Genomic DNA, 12,652 nt, shown 5'->3' with positions numbered 1-12,652 from the left:
ACGACTCCCTCCGGCGAACCTCGCCGGGTCGCGCGACCTCCGCCGAATCCGATGCCCCCGCGGCAACCGGAACCAGGACCCAACCGACCTTGGGGTGAATCGGCCCAACTGCCCACTCGGGCAAGGGCCGTAGGGCATGCCTTCCGGAATCTTCCGCCCGAACCCGACGGCCGACCCGGTAGGCGGAGTACGGAAGGAGTACGGCTCCCATGGCGCCGGAACGAACCCCGCGCCCTGGAGGCGGCAGCCTCCCTGGCATGCCCGACTCCGCACGCGCGACGGCCGCCCTCAGTGGCGCGGACGGTCCGAGCCGCGAGGAGGTGCAGCAGCGGGTCAGCTCCCTCTACGACCAGGCCGAGAACGCCGTCGGGTTCGTCAACGGGACCCGCGCGATGACCACAGGGAGCCGAGGCCGCGTCAACCCGGCGCCGGAAACCGCGCGCAGGCGCCGCGACCCCGCCCTCGACGACATCACCAAGACCTGGTTCGACGCGGCGCGCACGCAACTGGGTCCGTCCGCACCGGCCAGGCTGCCGGCCGACCGGATGCCGAACCGCCCGGCCGAGGCGCGGCCCACGGGCCCGGCGAAGCGGCCGGAGGACGGGCTCAGCGACCGTGGGCGGGAGTTGACCGCCCGCCCCGTTCTGGAATTGACCGCAGGCCCCTCCGCCGAGGCGGCCGCCTGGCCCGTGGCCGAGTTGACGGCCAGGGCCGTCGCCGCGCTGCCGGCCGCGCCGGAGCCCGCGCCACAACCAGCGCAGGAGGCCGCCACGGCCCTGCTGCCCGCGCTGCCCGCCGGGCCGGGGCAGTCCTCGTTGAAGACGTCCAAGGAGAAGATCCAGCGGAAACTGGCGCTGGCCCGTGAGCTGGTGTCCAAGCACGCCGCACCGTGGAACCCCGGGCCCGCGGCGATCGAGTCACGTCCGGCCGAGGGTGTCTGGCCCACCCCGGAGGATCAGGCTCGTAACCAGGCGGCGGAGTGGCAGCGACAGCAGCCGACCCCGCTCGGCCCGGACATGTCCCTCGGTACCGGGATGCCACTCGGCGCGAACATGCCCATGGGTACGGGAATGCCGCTCGGCACGGACACGTCCATGGCTATGGGAATGCCACTCGGCACGGACACGCCCCTCGGCGCGGGCATGCCCCTGGCCGCGGGGATGCTTCCCGGCGCGGACATGTCCCTCGGCAGAGGCGTGCCGCTGGCTACGGACATGTCCATGGGTACGGGAATGCCCCTCGGCACCGACACGTCCATGGGTACGGGAATGCCCCTCGGCACCGACACGTCCATGGGTACGGGAATGCCCCTCGGCACCGACACGTCCATGGGTCTGGGGATGCCACTCGGCGCGGACATGCCCTTCGGTGCGGGGATGCCCCTGGCCGCGGGTGTGCCCGTAGGCACCGGCGCGGTCAACACGGTCAGCCCCGTCGGCGCGGTCGGCGCCGCGGAGTCGGCGTACGGCGGGAAGGCCGCCAAGGCCCTTGCCTTCGCCCGCACGCAGATCGGCAAGCCGTGTGTCTGGGGCGCGACCGGACCGGACTCGTACGACTCCGCCAGCCTCGTCCAGGCCGCCTGGAGGGCCGCCGGGGTCGCACTCCCGCGCACCGTGCACGGGCAGGCGACCGCCGGTGCGGCGATTCCCCTGACCGACATCCAGTTCGGCGACCTGATCTTCTTCCACGACAACGTCAGCCACGTCGGCTTCTACACCGGCAACGGCATGATGATCCACGCCCCCAGCCCGGGTGCCTCGATACGCGAAGAGTCCATCTTCTTCGCCGGACAGAAGGCGATCCACAGCGCGCTGCGCCCGGCGTGACGGACTGCGCCACATCGATCAAGACCCCAAAGCGCATATAAGGCACTGGAACGGCCGAAGTTTCGCAATAGGGGATGTACGTGATCCGTGCGGACCTCGCCGCCCGGGTCGCCACCTGCGCTGACCATACTGGGTGCGCACGCCGCCTCCCACCGCAAAGTGACTCATGCCCAAGCCTTCCACCGCCCGCGCCACCGCTCCGGAAACCGTCTGGCTGGCCGGCGGGCGCCATGTCGGGCCCGCCCCGCAGGAGATCCTCAGGGAGAACCTGCGAAGGCTGAAGGCCGACGAGACGATCCACGACTTCCTGGAGGCAGAGAACTCCTCGGACTCCGAGGGGCATGTCTTCGAGGCACGCTGGCAGGTCGACAACACCGTCACGGTTCGCGCACGGCTCACGACGGACGGGCGCGATCACGCCGCCGAGGGAAGCCGCTGGACGCTGGTGGCCGAGGCGGAACGGCCCTGGGACCTCGCGTGGCCCTCTCCCGCGACCATGTTCTGGCCCGAGGGACACGAGATCCCCTGGGACCACGACATCGTGGCCGGGCTCCGCCTGCGGGACATCAACCCGCTGCCGCAGGACGACAAGGCACTGCGCCGCCTGCTCAAGGAGGCCGCGCAGCACAGTTGGAGCATCAACGTCGTCATCCACGAGGCGATGACCACCGACGAACGCGGTCGCCTGCCGCTGGCCCGGCTGCTCCCGCCCGGTCTGCGTCACCGCGTCGTGGAACACCGCGCCGCGCCCGAGCAGTTCCAGACGGTCAACTGGGCGCTGTACGACCTGGGCGTACGGGTGCCGCGCGGTGGCGCCGTGATCCTGCCCGGTTCCCCCGCCCGGCCCGGGTACGACGAGCAGGACTCCACGGTACGCAGTGTCTTCCTCGACGGCTCGGAGCCGACGGAGCTCCTGGAGAAGGTCGTACGGTACGCGGCACTGCCCCGGCCGCTGCCGGAAGCGGCGCAGGACGCCCTCACCGGCCTCCGGGAGGACTGGAAGCTGCTGACGCTGGAGGAGGCACGGGCGCTGGTGGCTGTGTACGCCGAGGCACTCGACGCCATGACGAAGTCGCGCGACCAGTACCGCGAGGCGACCGAACTCGCGCATGCGGCGCTGGCCGACCTCCGAGACCTCCGGACGACGGCGTCCGGTGCGCACGAGGCGTCCGCCGGTCAGGACGGGAACCCGCTGCACCAGTTGACGCGGACGTTCCAGCGGGTCGCGGGCACCGTACGGGCACGACGTGCGGCCCGCGACGACGCACCGGACCGGGGCACCGCCAGGGGCACTGACACCGGAACCGGTGCCGACACCGGCACGCCCGAGAACGCGCCCGGCAAGGGCGAATGATCGCTGCCGGAAACCGGCGCCGGACCGAGGCCACCCGCTGAAACCGGCGTGTCGGCGCGCCCGCTCGCGTCACGCACCTCGCCAGAGGTTGGCGAACGCCGCGTTCTCGATGGACCGGCGCTGGCGTACCGCTTCCAGTTCCATGACCGCGTCGTTGACGGCGGCCAGCACGGTCGTCACCGCGTCGTCGGTCACGAACGGACCGTCGGCGCCCTGCTCGGCCGGAATCCCGACGGCCGCCGCGAGGGAGACGAGGACAGGCTCGTCGGCGGCCCAGCGGTGCAGTGCCCGGCGCCGGGCGGGCGAATCGACCACGACCATCCGGACGGCTCCGAAAAGCAGTCGGCGCTGGCGCTGCCGGGTCAGCTGACCGTCCGCCTCCAGGGCGGCCAGATGGGCCGCGGCCAGGCCGCGCCCCCTGCGCCACAGCCAGTCCTCGACCGGCTCGTAGGGCACCTGGCGTACGAGCGAGGACGCCGCCTCGGCCAGGAGGCGGTCTTCCGTCGTCGGCTCCGGTGCCGGCACGAGGCGGTCGCCGTCCAGGTGAACGGCGTCAGCGGCGAGGAGGTCGATCACCTCGGCTCCGGCGAGTGCGAGGGACAGGTCGCCCTGCCCCACGGGGCGGTCCGGGTCCACGTCCATGGCGGTGATCAAGAGGTCCCTGGCCGTGGTCATAGATGGCTCCCCCACACAGTCTCCGGAGGGGAAAGCCTACGATCTTCGGCGGGGAAAGCCTACGATCCTCGACCGCTCGGCGCCGGTGCCGCAGAGCGGAGCAGGGGGCCCGTCGCTCCATGCGACGAGCCCCCTGCCCTGCGTACGCCGTCCGCCCCATGAGCGGCCGGACGTCAGCCGCGGAAGATGTCCTTGGTCTTCTCCTTCGCCTGGCGCGCGTCGCCCTTGGCCTTCTCCACACGCCCCTCGGCCGTCATGCGCTCGTTGCCCACGGCACGCCCCGTGGTCTCCTTGATCTTGCCCTTGGCCTGCTCGGCCTTCGCCTTGGCTTTCTGGTCGCGAGCCATGGAACTCACCTCTCGGTGCTCTCGGCGTCAGGTGCTCACTGACCCGTGTGACCCTGGACAGATCCTGTAAACATGCCTGGTCCATGGAGTTCGTGGGATCCATGGGATCCATGGGATCCGTGAGGTCCATGGAGATCGCGCACTACCCAGGAACTACAGCCGCCGGAGCACCGCCCCGGCCATGGCCGCCTCGCCCTTGGCGTTGGGGTGTGCGGGGGCGGCGGGTGAAGCGGGCTGCAGCGGCTCGATCCACCGGTCGGCGGGCGCCTTGCACATGTCGTGTCCGACGGTGGGTTTGTACGTGTCGACGTATTCGGCACGGCTGAAGCGGGCCACCGTGCGCATCATCAGGTTGAGCCGCTTCCCGACGTCACGCAGGTAGGCGAAGTCCTTGGCGGCGAACGGGACGGACGGATAGCAGCCGCTGCCGTCGTCGGGCAGGAGGTCCGGATAGCCGACCACGAGCACGCGGGCGTGCGGCGCCCTGTCGTGCACGGCGCGCAGCACCCGCGCGATCTTGGGAGCCGTCTCGATGATGTTCAGCGTCAGCTGGTCGAAGCCCGAGGAGTTGTAGTACTGCTGGCAGGGGTTGCCCGACGGGTCCTTGGAACTCAACGCGGCACAGGTGCCGATGATGGAGCCGAAGCCGATGTCGTTGCCGCCTATCTGCACGGTCACCAGATCCGTGGAGCGCTCGACGGCGTTCAGTTGGGGTCCGTTGGTTCCCTGCGCCTTCCACATGTTGTCGGTCGTCGCGCCGGCGCAGCTCACGTCCGTGAACGTTCCGGTCGACCGCCGCGTCGCGACGAGCGAGGGGTAGTTCTGGTCGGAGCGGGCGCAGTTGGCGTCCACCTGACGAGGGATCAGAGGTCCGGAGGTGTACGAGTCGCCGAGCGCCACGTAGTCGGTTCCCCGGTGGGAGTGCGATCCGCTCGCGACGGCGGGAGACGCGGAGGCGACACCGAGGAGAAGGACACCGCAACCGAGGGCGGCTCCCAGCGCGGAGGCGTGTCGTCGTCTTCGGGTGGCATCGCCCCGGACCACGTGATGGTTCATCATCTCTCCTCCGTCGACACTGACGCGGCGTTCCTTGCACGCTCAACATCGCTTGTATACCGGCCGGTAGGTCGCTGGAGAAGAGATCTGTCACATATGCGGGAAACCCGTTCCGGTAGGGCGACCGGGCGGCGGCCGTCAGCGCGCGTCGGCGGTCTTCAGAGCGGGCTCGGGCTCGGCCTCAGTGGTCACCGGTGCCGTCGCGGTGGTCGCCTGCCGCCCGCGCAGGCCGACCGCGCTGAGCACCGCGCCGATCGCGAGGGCCACCACGGCGCAGAGCAGGGCAGCGCGCAGCCCGGACAGGAAGTGGTCGGAGGTGGCCTGGCCGACGAGGAGGCCCATCACCGCGACCCCTACGAGGCCGCCCAGTTGACGCGAGGCGTTGAGGACGCCGGAGGCGATACCGGCGTTGGCCGGGTCCACGGAGCCGAGCATGGCGTTCGTCATGGACGGGACGACCAGGCCGAGGCCGAATCCGGCGACGACGAACTGCGCGATCATCTGCGCGTACGCCCCCGAGTCGACGACCGGGACCGTGGCCAGGTAGCCGACGACGGCCAGGCTGTTTCCGGTGATCATCACGGTCCGGGCGCCGTAGCGCTTGACCAGCGGACCGCACGACAGGTTCGCGATCATGATGGCTGCCGTCATCGGGAGGAACGCGAGTCCGGCGCCGATGGGCGAGTAGTCCCAGACCTGCTGGAAGAAGAGGCTGAAGACGAAGATCAGGCCGTAGAAGGAGAAGTTCAGCAGTGCGCCGATGAGGGAGGTGGAGCTGAACACCCCCCTGCCGAACAGGTGGAGGGGCAGCATCGGGTCGCCACTGCGGCGCTCCACCGCGAGGAAGCCGATCAGCGCGACCAGGCAGACGACCAGGCAGGTCAGCACGGTGGCCGAGGACCAGCCCTGCGCGTTGGCCTCCACGATCGCTCCCGTGAACGCGCCGAGGCCGATGACGGCGAGCAGTTGACCGGGCAGGTCCAGCGAGCGGCGGACCGAGGCGTCGCGGGCGGGGGCGGGCCGGGCGTAGGCCCGCACGAGCGCGATGCCGACGGCGGCGATGGGGACGTTGACGTAGAAGATCGAGCGCCAGCCGAGCGAGTCCACCAGCAGGCCGCCGACGACCGGGCCGAGCGCGAGGGCGAGTCCGCCGGCCGCGGCCCAGAGGCTCACGGCGCGGGTGCGTTCCGGCGGGTCGGGGAAGTTGGTGTTCACGATCGACAGGGAGGACGGCACGATCATCGCGGCGCCGACGCCCTGGGCCACGCGGGCCGTGACGAGGGCGACCAGCGAGAAAGCGGCGCCGCAGGCCAGGGATGTCACGGCGAACAGCGCGAAGCCCACCATGAAGATCCGCCTGGGGTCGTACCGGTCGCCCATGGCACCGGCGGTCAGGAGGAAGGCGGCGAAGGTGAGCGTGTAGCCGTTGATCACCCACTCCAGACCGGACAGGCTGCCGCCGAAGTCCGCGCCGAGCGCCTTGATGGCGACGTTCACGACGCTGACATCCAGGATGACGACCACAAAACCGAGGCAGGCCGCGAACAGCGTCAGCCCTGGCCGGGCCTTGTGGGGTTGGGTCTGAGGCACGGATTTCCTTCCGACGTGCCGGAGGGCGGTGAGGGGCACGGAGCCGGGCGGTACGCAGCGGGCTCCGGTAGACTGTTCGTCTACGAGCGAACAGTTCGAGTGTACGCAGATCATCGAACACTCTGCAATCCGTGTACGGCACGCGTCACGGACCAAGCGAGTCGGGACGGAGCGACCAGCCATGGCGGCACAGAGCCGAGAGTCGACCCCACGGGGCGGACGGGCGACCGTGGAGAGCGGACAGCCGACCGCGGCCGCGAGTCACCGGACGCCACCGGTCCACACTCCTCCGCACGACGTACCGCTGGAGACGGCGCTGCTCGCCCTCGCCGACCCCGTCCGCCAGACCCTGGTAAGGGAGTTGGCCGGGGCAGCCGACTGGGAACGGGCGTGCGGGAGCTTCGACGTGCCGGTCACCAAGGCGACCCTCAGCCGCCACTTCGCCGTACTGCGCGAGGCCGGCCTCCTGGAGCAGCGCGACGCCGGACCCAAGAGGCTCAACCGGCTGCGCCGCGCCGAGTTCGACGAGTGCTTCCCGGGCCTCCTCGACCTGGTCCTGCGCACCGAGGGCAGGGCCTGAGCGCCTCGCGGGAAGCCCACGCCGGTGTCACCCAGGGATCGCCCGCGGCATCCGGCGTCCTGTCCCGGACCCGCACCTCGAACGCGCCCCTTCGGGACCGCCGACGGCACCGGCCGCAACGAGCGAACCCCGCCTCCGGAGTACCGGGGGCGGGGTTCTGTGGAGCGCCGGGCAGGCCTTGCACCTGCATCTCCCCACAGGAAGCGGGGCGTCTTTCCTTGGACCACCAACGCGAGGCCTGCCGCCGAGACTTCCGGCGGTCTGCTCAAGATCGATCATAGCGTATTCCAAGCCGCCGACGGCGCACATGTCAGGCGGCCGACGGCCGGGCGTACTGGAGAAGGTGGTCGGCGAGCAGGTGCAGAACCGCCTGGCTGTGGTCGCTGTTGCGGTCGACGAGCCAGGTCATGTTGAGGCCGTCGATCACCGAGTGCACGTATCGCGCGAGGATCGGCACGGGCTGCGTCCACTCGATCCCGGCGTTGTCGGCGGCCAGTTCGAGCAGGGAGGCGAAGGCGGCCAGGAAGATCTCGTACTGCCTCCTGGCGATGTTCTCGAAGCCGGGATTGCGCAGCGCGTACTGGGTGAGCTCGTAACTGATCTGGTGCTCGCCGGGGTTGGCCTCGAACCCCTTCCAGAACGCGTGCAGACTGTCGAGGACGCTGTCGCGGATGTCCTTGTGCGGCGCGAACAGGCCCCGGACCTCGGCGACATACCGCTCGGTGAGGGTCTCGGTGACGCGTTCGAGGAGCTGCGCCCTGGAGTCGAAGCAGTAGTGGAACGCCCCGAGGGTCATACCGGCCTCGTTGACGATCGCACGGGTGGTGGCCTTGGCCACTCCGTCACGCGTCATGACCCGGATCGCGGCCTCGAGGAGCTCGGCCCTCCGGTCGCTCGCCGCCATACGGGACACACGATCTCCCCTCTTCACCTGCGGGTTCGTCCGCCAGGATAGCCAGACCCACGGGCCGCGCGTCGGCTCGGAGCGCGGATCCGCCCGAGAAGTAAGTCAAGCGTCCAAGACTCTTGACTTACTTCTTCGCGGTGGGCGACCGTAGCGGCACCTGACACCTGGCGCGAGTCCCCTCTGGAGGCGGAAGTGCGACCGCAAGCCACTGTCGTTCTGGACGGATTCGGCACGCTGGAGTCCCTGCGCTGGCACGACGGCGCGCTGTGGTTCTGCGACTTCGCCCACGGGACGGTGCACCGCTGGGACACCCTCGGGAAGCCGGAGACCGTGGTGGAGGTCCCCGGCCGGGCCGGCGGCCTCGGCTGGCTGCCCGACGGGCGGATGCTGGTCGTCTCGATGGACGGACACCGGGTCCACCGACTGGAGCCGGACGGCTCCCTGGTCGTGCACGCGGACCTCGGGGACATCGCCGGCGGCCCGGTCAACGACATGCTGGTCGACGGGCGGGGCCGCGCCTACGTGGGCAATTTCGGCTTCGACTACCACGGCTTCGTCCGACAGCAGCCCAACGCCATGCTCTACGCACCCCCCGGACCGCCCAGGGCCCCGCTCGCCTGTCTGTCGCCGGAGGGCGAACTACTGGGCCTGAGCGAGCCGTTGGTGTTCCCCAACGGCTGCATCCTCATCGACGAGGGGCGGACCCTGCTGGTCGCCGAGACACTGGCGATGCGGCTCACCGCACTGCCCGTGCTGCCCGACGGACGGCTCGGACCGCCACGCCCCTGGGCTCCTCTGGTCCCGGCCTGGCTGTGGAACTCCCTCAACCGTCCCGGGCTGCGCGGCCGGATCACCCGGCGTGTCTCCTCCCTGCTGGACCACCAGGCGATCGCCGACCGCTCCGACACCCCCATCGCCCCGGACGGCATCGCACCGGGCAAGGACGGCACGGCCTGGGTCGCCAACGCGCTGCGCGGCGAGTGCGTCCGGGTCGGCCCCGGCGGCACGATCCTGGACCGCGTCGCCACCAGCCAGCGCACGCTCAGCTGTCTGGTCGCGGGCCCGCGCGGCGACACCCTGTACGCCGCCACCGTCCCCACCGACGACCCGGAGCGCGCCGCACAGCTCGACGGCGCACGGCTGGAGGCGTACGTCCTGCCGTCGTGACCGCGGACGCACGGGCCTTCTGCGACAGCGGGGCCGCCCTTCCGCCCGCGGACACACGCACTCCGTCCACGGGTCCATCCCCCGCCCGCCTCCTGGGAGTTCACATGCACGGACATCGAACCGGCACCGGCGTCCACGACACCTCGTTCGGCAGCGGCGGCACCCGCGAGGGGAGGCCGCGATGAGCGTGGTCCTGGTGACCGGCGCGGCCAGTGGGATCGGCGCCGCCACGGCGCGCGAGGCGGTGCGACGCGGCCACCGGGTCGCCCTCGCCGACATCGACCTGGCCGGGGCCACCCGTCTCGCCGACCGACTCGGCCCCGACGCCTGCGCTGTCTCCCTCGACATCCGTGACGGGGACGCCTGGGAGGAGGCCTTCGACGCCGTCGCGGCCCGGCTCGGCCCTGTCGAGGTTCTCGTCAACAACGCCGGGATCATCCACACGGGATACGCACGCCAGCTGTCCCTGGAGCAGCACCGCCACATGGTCGAGGTCAACCTGCTCGGCCCGATGGCCGGGACACTGACCGCGCTGCCCCGGATGCGCGCCCAGGGGCACGGGCACATCATCACGGTCTGCAGCATGAGCTCGTTCCTGCCGCTGTCCGGTTACACCACCTACGGCGCGACCAAGCACGGGCTGCGCGCCTTCCACCACAGCGTGGCGATCGAGGAACGGGGCGGACCTGTGACGTTCAGCATCATCCACCCGCCCGGCACCCGGACGCCGATGCTGGAGCAGGAGATGGCCGACCCGAGCGCGGTGATCACCTTCGCCGAGAAGCCGCTCACCCCCGAGAAGGTCGCCTCGGTCATCGTCGACGCGATCGTGAAGAAGCCGGTCGAAGTCGTCCACCCGGCTGTCGGCGGACGCGTTCAGCGGGTCGCCGGGGTGTTCCCCCGGCTGATGCGCTTCGTGATCCCCAAGGTGGCGGCCATGGCGGAACGCCGCAGTAGGAGCATCACCCCGGCCACGGCCGTGGTGCGCGAGCGAGGAGACAGCCGATGACCACCGACACCGCCACCACCCCGGCCCGGTCCGCCCCCGCGGAACAGGGGCACCTCGACCGGTTGCGGGCGGCGACCGCAGGCCTGGAGCCACCCTTCGGCGTCATCGATCTGGACGCCTTCGACGCCAACGCCGTCGACCTCGAACGCCGCGCGGGCGGCAAACCGATACGGCTCGCGAGCAAGTCGCTGCGGTCGCGCGCCCTCATCCGCCGGGCTCTCGCCCGCCCCGGATTCCAGGGCATCCTCGGTTTCACGCTGCCCGAAGCCCTGTGGCTGGCCGAGGAGTTCGAGGACGTCGTCGTCGGCTACCCCACCACCGACGCCACCGCGCTGCGCCGGCTGGCCGCCGACGAACGGCTCGCCTCCCGGATCACCCTGATGGTGGACTCCGTCGAGCACCTGGACCTCGTGGACGCCGCGACCGGCCCCAGGCAGACCCGTGTCCGCGTCTGCCTGGAGCTGGACGCCGCCCTGCGACTGGCGGGCGGCCGACTCCACCTCGGGCCGCGCAGGTCCCCGGTGCACACCCCGCGGGAGGCGGTCGCGTTCGCCCGTGAGGTCGCGGCCCGTCCGGGCTTCGAACTGACCGGGATCATGGGGTACGAGGGCCAGGTCGCCGGCCTCGGCGACAACCAGCCCGGTTCCCTGCTCAAGCGGGCCGTCGTGCGCGCGATGCAGCGTTCGTCCGTCGAGGAACTGCGCCACCGACGGGAGGCCGCGGTCGCCGCCGTACGTGCCGTCACCCCGCTGCGGTTCGTCAACGGCGGCGGCACCGGCAGCCTGGAGACCACCACGCGGGAGGACGCCGTCACCGAACTCGCGGCGGGCTCCGGCCTGTACGGTCCCGGGCTGTTCGACTTCTACCGGTCCTTCCGGCCGGTACCCGCCGCGTACTTCGTGCTGCCCGTGGTACGCCGACCCTCCCCGAAGATCGCGACGCTCCTGGGCGGCGGATGGATCGCCTCCGGCCCGCCCGGCAAGGACCGGCTGCCCACCCTGGCCTGGCCCCCCGGCCTGCGCGTCACCGCCACCGAAGCGGCGGGCGAGGTGCAGACCCCGCTGCTCGGCAAGCCCGCGCAGGTCCTGCGCATCGGCGACCGGGTGTGGCTGCGGCATGCCAAGGCAGGTGAACTGTGCGAGCGGGTCGGCGAACTCCACCTGGTCAGCGGCGGCGAGGTGGTCGACACCGTACCGACGTACCGGGGTGAGGGCCGGCACTTCCTGTGACGGCCCGCCCCGCGGGCAAGGTGACACCATGACCCGCGTCACCGGCCGCACCGTCCTGATCGTCGGCGCCTCCTCGGGCATCGGCGCGGAGGTGGCACGCCAACTCGCGCACAGCGGCAACCGGCTGGTCATCACGGCACGGCGCGCCCCCGAACTCGCCTCCGTGGCCCAGGAGATCCGTGCCGCAGGCAGCACCTGCCTGGACATCGCCGCCGACGCCCTGGACCCGGGGGCGGCCTGCGCGGTGGTGGCCGCGTGCGTCGCGGAGTACGGATCCGTCGACATCGCGCTCCTCAACGCCGGCCAGGGACCGGACATGTCCATGGACCAGGTCACCGTGGCCGACATCGCACGGATCACCGCCTTGAACTACGACGTCGTCGTCCACTACCTCGTCCCGCTGATCGCACAGATGAAAACCCAGCGCACCGGAGGCCTGATCGCGCACACCAACTCGCTGGCCGGCCTGATGGGCATCCCCCGCCAGGGCCCGTACTCGGCAGCGAAGGCTGCCGCACGCACCCTCATCGACACCGCACGCGTCGAACTCGCGCCCCGTGGCATCCGGTTCACCAGCATCCACCCGGGCTTCGTCGCAACCGACCGCGTCGGCGCCGACGGTCTCCCCAAGCCCTTCCGGATCAGCCAGAACCGCGCGGCACGACACGTCGTACGCGCCCTGGAAAGAGAACCGGCACAGGCGTACTTCCCCTGGACCACGACAACCCTGGTCCGCGCCCTGCGCACCCTGCCCACGCCGCTCTCCGCCCTGATACTCCGAAAACTGGCCTCGCTCCAGTAGCTGGATTCGCTTCAGGGTTCCCTACGTTGTCCTGCGGGACGTGGTGAGCCCTTCGTATGGTTCATCCACCCAGGAGCGTCGGGTGTGGCTTTCAAGGTTCTGCCGTCTGT

At 71.0% G+C, this 12,652-nt stretch carries 12 protein-coding genes and 1 riboswitch; of the genes, 7 read left to right on the top strand and 5 right to left on the bottom strand.

Annotated elements, in window-relative coordinates:
- Positions 1-30: 30 nt before the first annotated feature.
- Positions 31-201: riboswitch (cyclic di-AMP (ydaO/yuaA leader) on the top strand.
- A 56-nt stretch (positions 202-257) separates the two neighbouring features.
- Entirely contained in the window at positions 258-1,826 is a 1,569-nt protein-coding gene (locus ACFZDJ_RS38335; RefSeq protein WP_391066024.1) for an NlpC/P60 family protein, read from the top strand.
- 166 nt (positions 1,827-1,992) lie between these two features.
- Positions 1,993-3,180: a hypothetical protein gene (locus ACFZDJ_RS38330; RefSeq protein WP_391066021.1), complete on the top strand. Its 1,188-nt coding sequence runs from the start codon at positions 1,993-1,995 to the stop codon at positions 3,178-3,180.
- A gap of 69 nt (positions 3,181-3,249) precedes the next feature.
- On the opposite strand, the gene ACFZDJ_RS38325 is transcribed toward ACFZDJ_RS38330, so the two are convergent.
- From ACFZDJ_RS38325 to ACFZDJ_RS38310, 4 genes are all read right to left on the bottom strand, one after another.
- Entirely contained in the window at positions 3,250-3,855 is a 606-nt protein-coding gene (locus ACFZDJ_RS38325; protein ID WP_390931347.1) for a GPP34 family phosphoprotein, read from the bottom strand.
- A 173-nt stretch (positions 3,856-4,028) separates the two neighbouring features.
- Positions 4,029-4,202, bottom strand: a complete 174-nt coding sequence (locus tag ACFZDJ_RS38320; RefSeq protein ID WP_075025472.1) for a CsbD family protein — start codon at positions 4,200-4,202, stop codon at positions 4,029-4,031.
- 153 nt (positions 4,203-4,355) lie between these two features.
- Positions 4,356-5,258 (bottom strand): GDSL-type esterase/lipase family protein, encoded by a 903-nt coding sequence (locus ACFZDJ_RS38315; RefSeq protein ID WP_391066459.1) that lies wholly within the window; start codon positions 5,256-5,258, stop codon positions 4,356-4,358.
- 138 nt (positions 5,259-5,396) lie between these two features.
- The gene (locus ACFZDJ_RS38310; RefSeq protein WP_391066018.1) at positions 5,397-6,848 is read right to left on the bottom strand and encodes a DHA2 family efflux MFS transporter permease subunit; all 1,452 of its coding nucleotides are present in this window, start codon (positions 6,846-6,848) and stop codon (positions 5,397-5,399) included.
- Between the two features lie 181 nt (positions 6,849-7,029).
- Between ACFZDJ_RS38310 and ACFZDJ_RS38305 the strand changes: the two genes are divergently transcribed.
- The gene (locus ACFZDJ_RS38305; RefSeq protein WP_391066015.1) at positions 7,030-7,428 is read left to right on the top strand and encodes an ArsR/SmtB family transcription factor; all 399 of its coding nucleotides are present in this window, start codon (positions 7,030-7,032) and stop codon (positions 7,426-7,428) included.
- Between the two features lie 310 nt (positions 7,429-7,738).
- Here ACFZDJ_RS38305 and ACFZDJ_RS38300 read toward each other — a convergent pair whose 3' ends face one another.
- Positions 7,739-8,332 carry a TetR/AcrR family transcriptional regulator gene (locus tag ACFZDJ_RS38300; RefSeq protein WP_168517025.1) on the bottom strand — a complete coding sequence of 198 codons (594 nt, stop codon included), beginning with the start codon at positions 8,330-8,332 and terminating at the stop codon, positions 7,739-7,741.
- 195 nt (positions 8,333-8,527) lie between these two features.
- Between ACFZDJ_RS38300 and ACFZDJ_RS38295 the strand changes: the two genes are divergently transcribed.
- The 4 genes from ACFZDJ_RS38295 to ACFZDJ_RS38280 all read left to right on the top strand — a co-directional run bounded on the left by ACFZDJ_RS38295 (position 8,528) and on the right by ACFZDJ_RS38280 (position 12,542).
- A complete protein-coding gene (locus tag ACFZDJ_RS38295) occupies positions 8,528-9,502 on the top strand; it encodes an SMP-30/gluconolactonase/LRE family protein (RefSeq protein ID WP_384919898.1) in 975 nt (324 codons plus the stop codon).
- Between the two features lie 181 nt (positions 9,503-9,683).
- The gene (locus tag ACFZDJ_RS38290) at positions 9,684-10,511 is read left to right on the top strand and encodes an SDR family NAD(P)-dependent oxidoreductase (protein ID WP_384919900.1); all 828 of its coding nucleotides are present in this window, start codon (positions 9,684-9,686) and stop codon (positions 10,509-10,511) included.
- Positions 10,508-11,740, top strand: a complete 1,233-nt coding sequence (locus tag ACFZDJ_RS38285) for an alanine racemase (RefSeq protein ID WP_391066010.1) — start codon at positions 10,508-10,510, stop codon at positions 11,738-11,740. Before ACFZDJ_RS38290 ends, ACFZDJ_RS38285 begins: the two co-directional genes overlap by 4 nt.
- A gap of 28 nt (positions 11,741-11,768) precedes the next feature.
- Positions 11,769-12,542 carry an SDR family NAD(P)-dependent oxidoreductase gene (locus ACFZDJ_RS38280; protein ID WP_391066007.1) on the top strand — a complete coding sequence of 258 codons (774 nt, stop codon included), beginning with the start codon at positions 11,769-11,771 and terminating at the stop codon, positions 12,540-12,542.
- The last annotated feature ends 110 nt before the right edge of the window (positions 12,543-12,652 follow it).

The sequence above is a fragment of the Streptomyces sp. NPDC007896 genome (assembly GCF_042959425.1).
Classification (GTDB): Bacteria; Actinomycetota; Actinomycetes; order Streptomycetales; family Streptomycetaceae; genus Streptomyces.
This window is presented reverse-complemented; position numbering and strand designations above follow the sequence as displayed.

Coding starts and splice junctions, on each gene's coding strand:
- ACFZDJ_RS38335 (WP_391066024.1), top strand. CDS start 258: ATGCCCGACTCCGCACGCGCGACGGCCGCCCTCAGTGGCGCGGACGGT.
- ACFZDJ_RS38330 (WP_391066021.1), top strand. CDS start 1,993: ATGCCCAAGCCTTCCACCGCCCGCGCCACCGCTCCGGAAACCGTCTGG.
- ACFZDJ_RS38325 (WP_390931347.1), bottom strand. CDS start 3,855: ATGACCACGGCCAGGGACCTCTTGATCACCGCCATGGACGTGGACCCG.
- ACFZDJ_RS38320 (WP_075025472.1), bottom strand. CDS start 4,202: ATGGCTCGCGACCAGAAAGCCAAGGCGAAGGCCGAGCAGGCCAAGGGC.
- ACFZDJ_RS38315 (WP_391066459.1), bottom strand. CDS start 5,258: ATGAACCATCACGTGGTCCGGGGCGATGCCACCCGAAGACGACGACAC.
- ACFZDJ_RS38305 (WP_391066015.1), top strand. CDS start 7,030: ATGGCGGCACAGAGCCGAGAGTCGACCCCACGGGGCGGACGGGCGACC.
- ACFZDJ_RS38300 (WP_168517025.1), bottom strand. CDS start 8,332: ATGGCGGCGAGCGACCGGAGGGCCGAGCTCCTCGAGGCCGCGATCCGG.
- ACFZDJ_RS38290 (WP_384919900.1), top strand. CDS start 9,684: ATGAGCGTGGTCCTGGTGACCGGCGCGGCCAGTGGGATCGGCGCCGCC.
- ACFZDJ_RS38285 (WP_391066010.1), top strand. CDS start 10,508: ATGACCACCGACACCGCCACCACCCCGGCCCGGTCCGCCCCCGCGGAA.
- ACFZDJ_RS38280 (WP_391066007.1), top strand. CDS start 11,769: ATGACCCGCGTCACCGGCCGCACCGTCCTGATCGTCGGCGCCTCCTCG.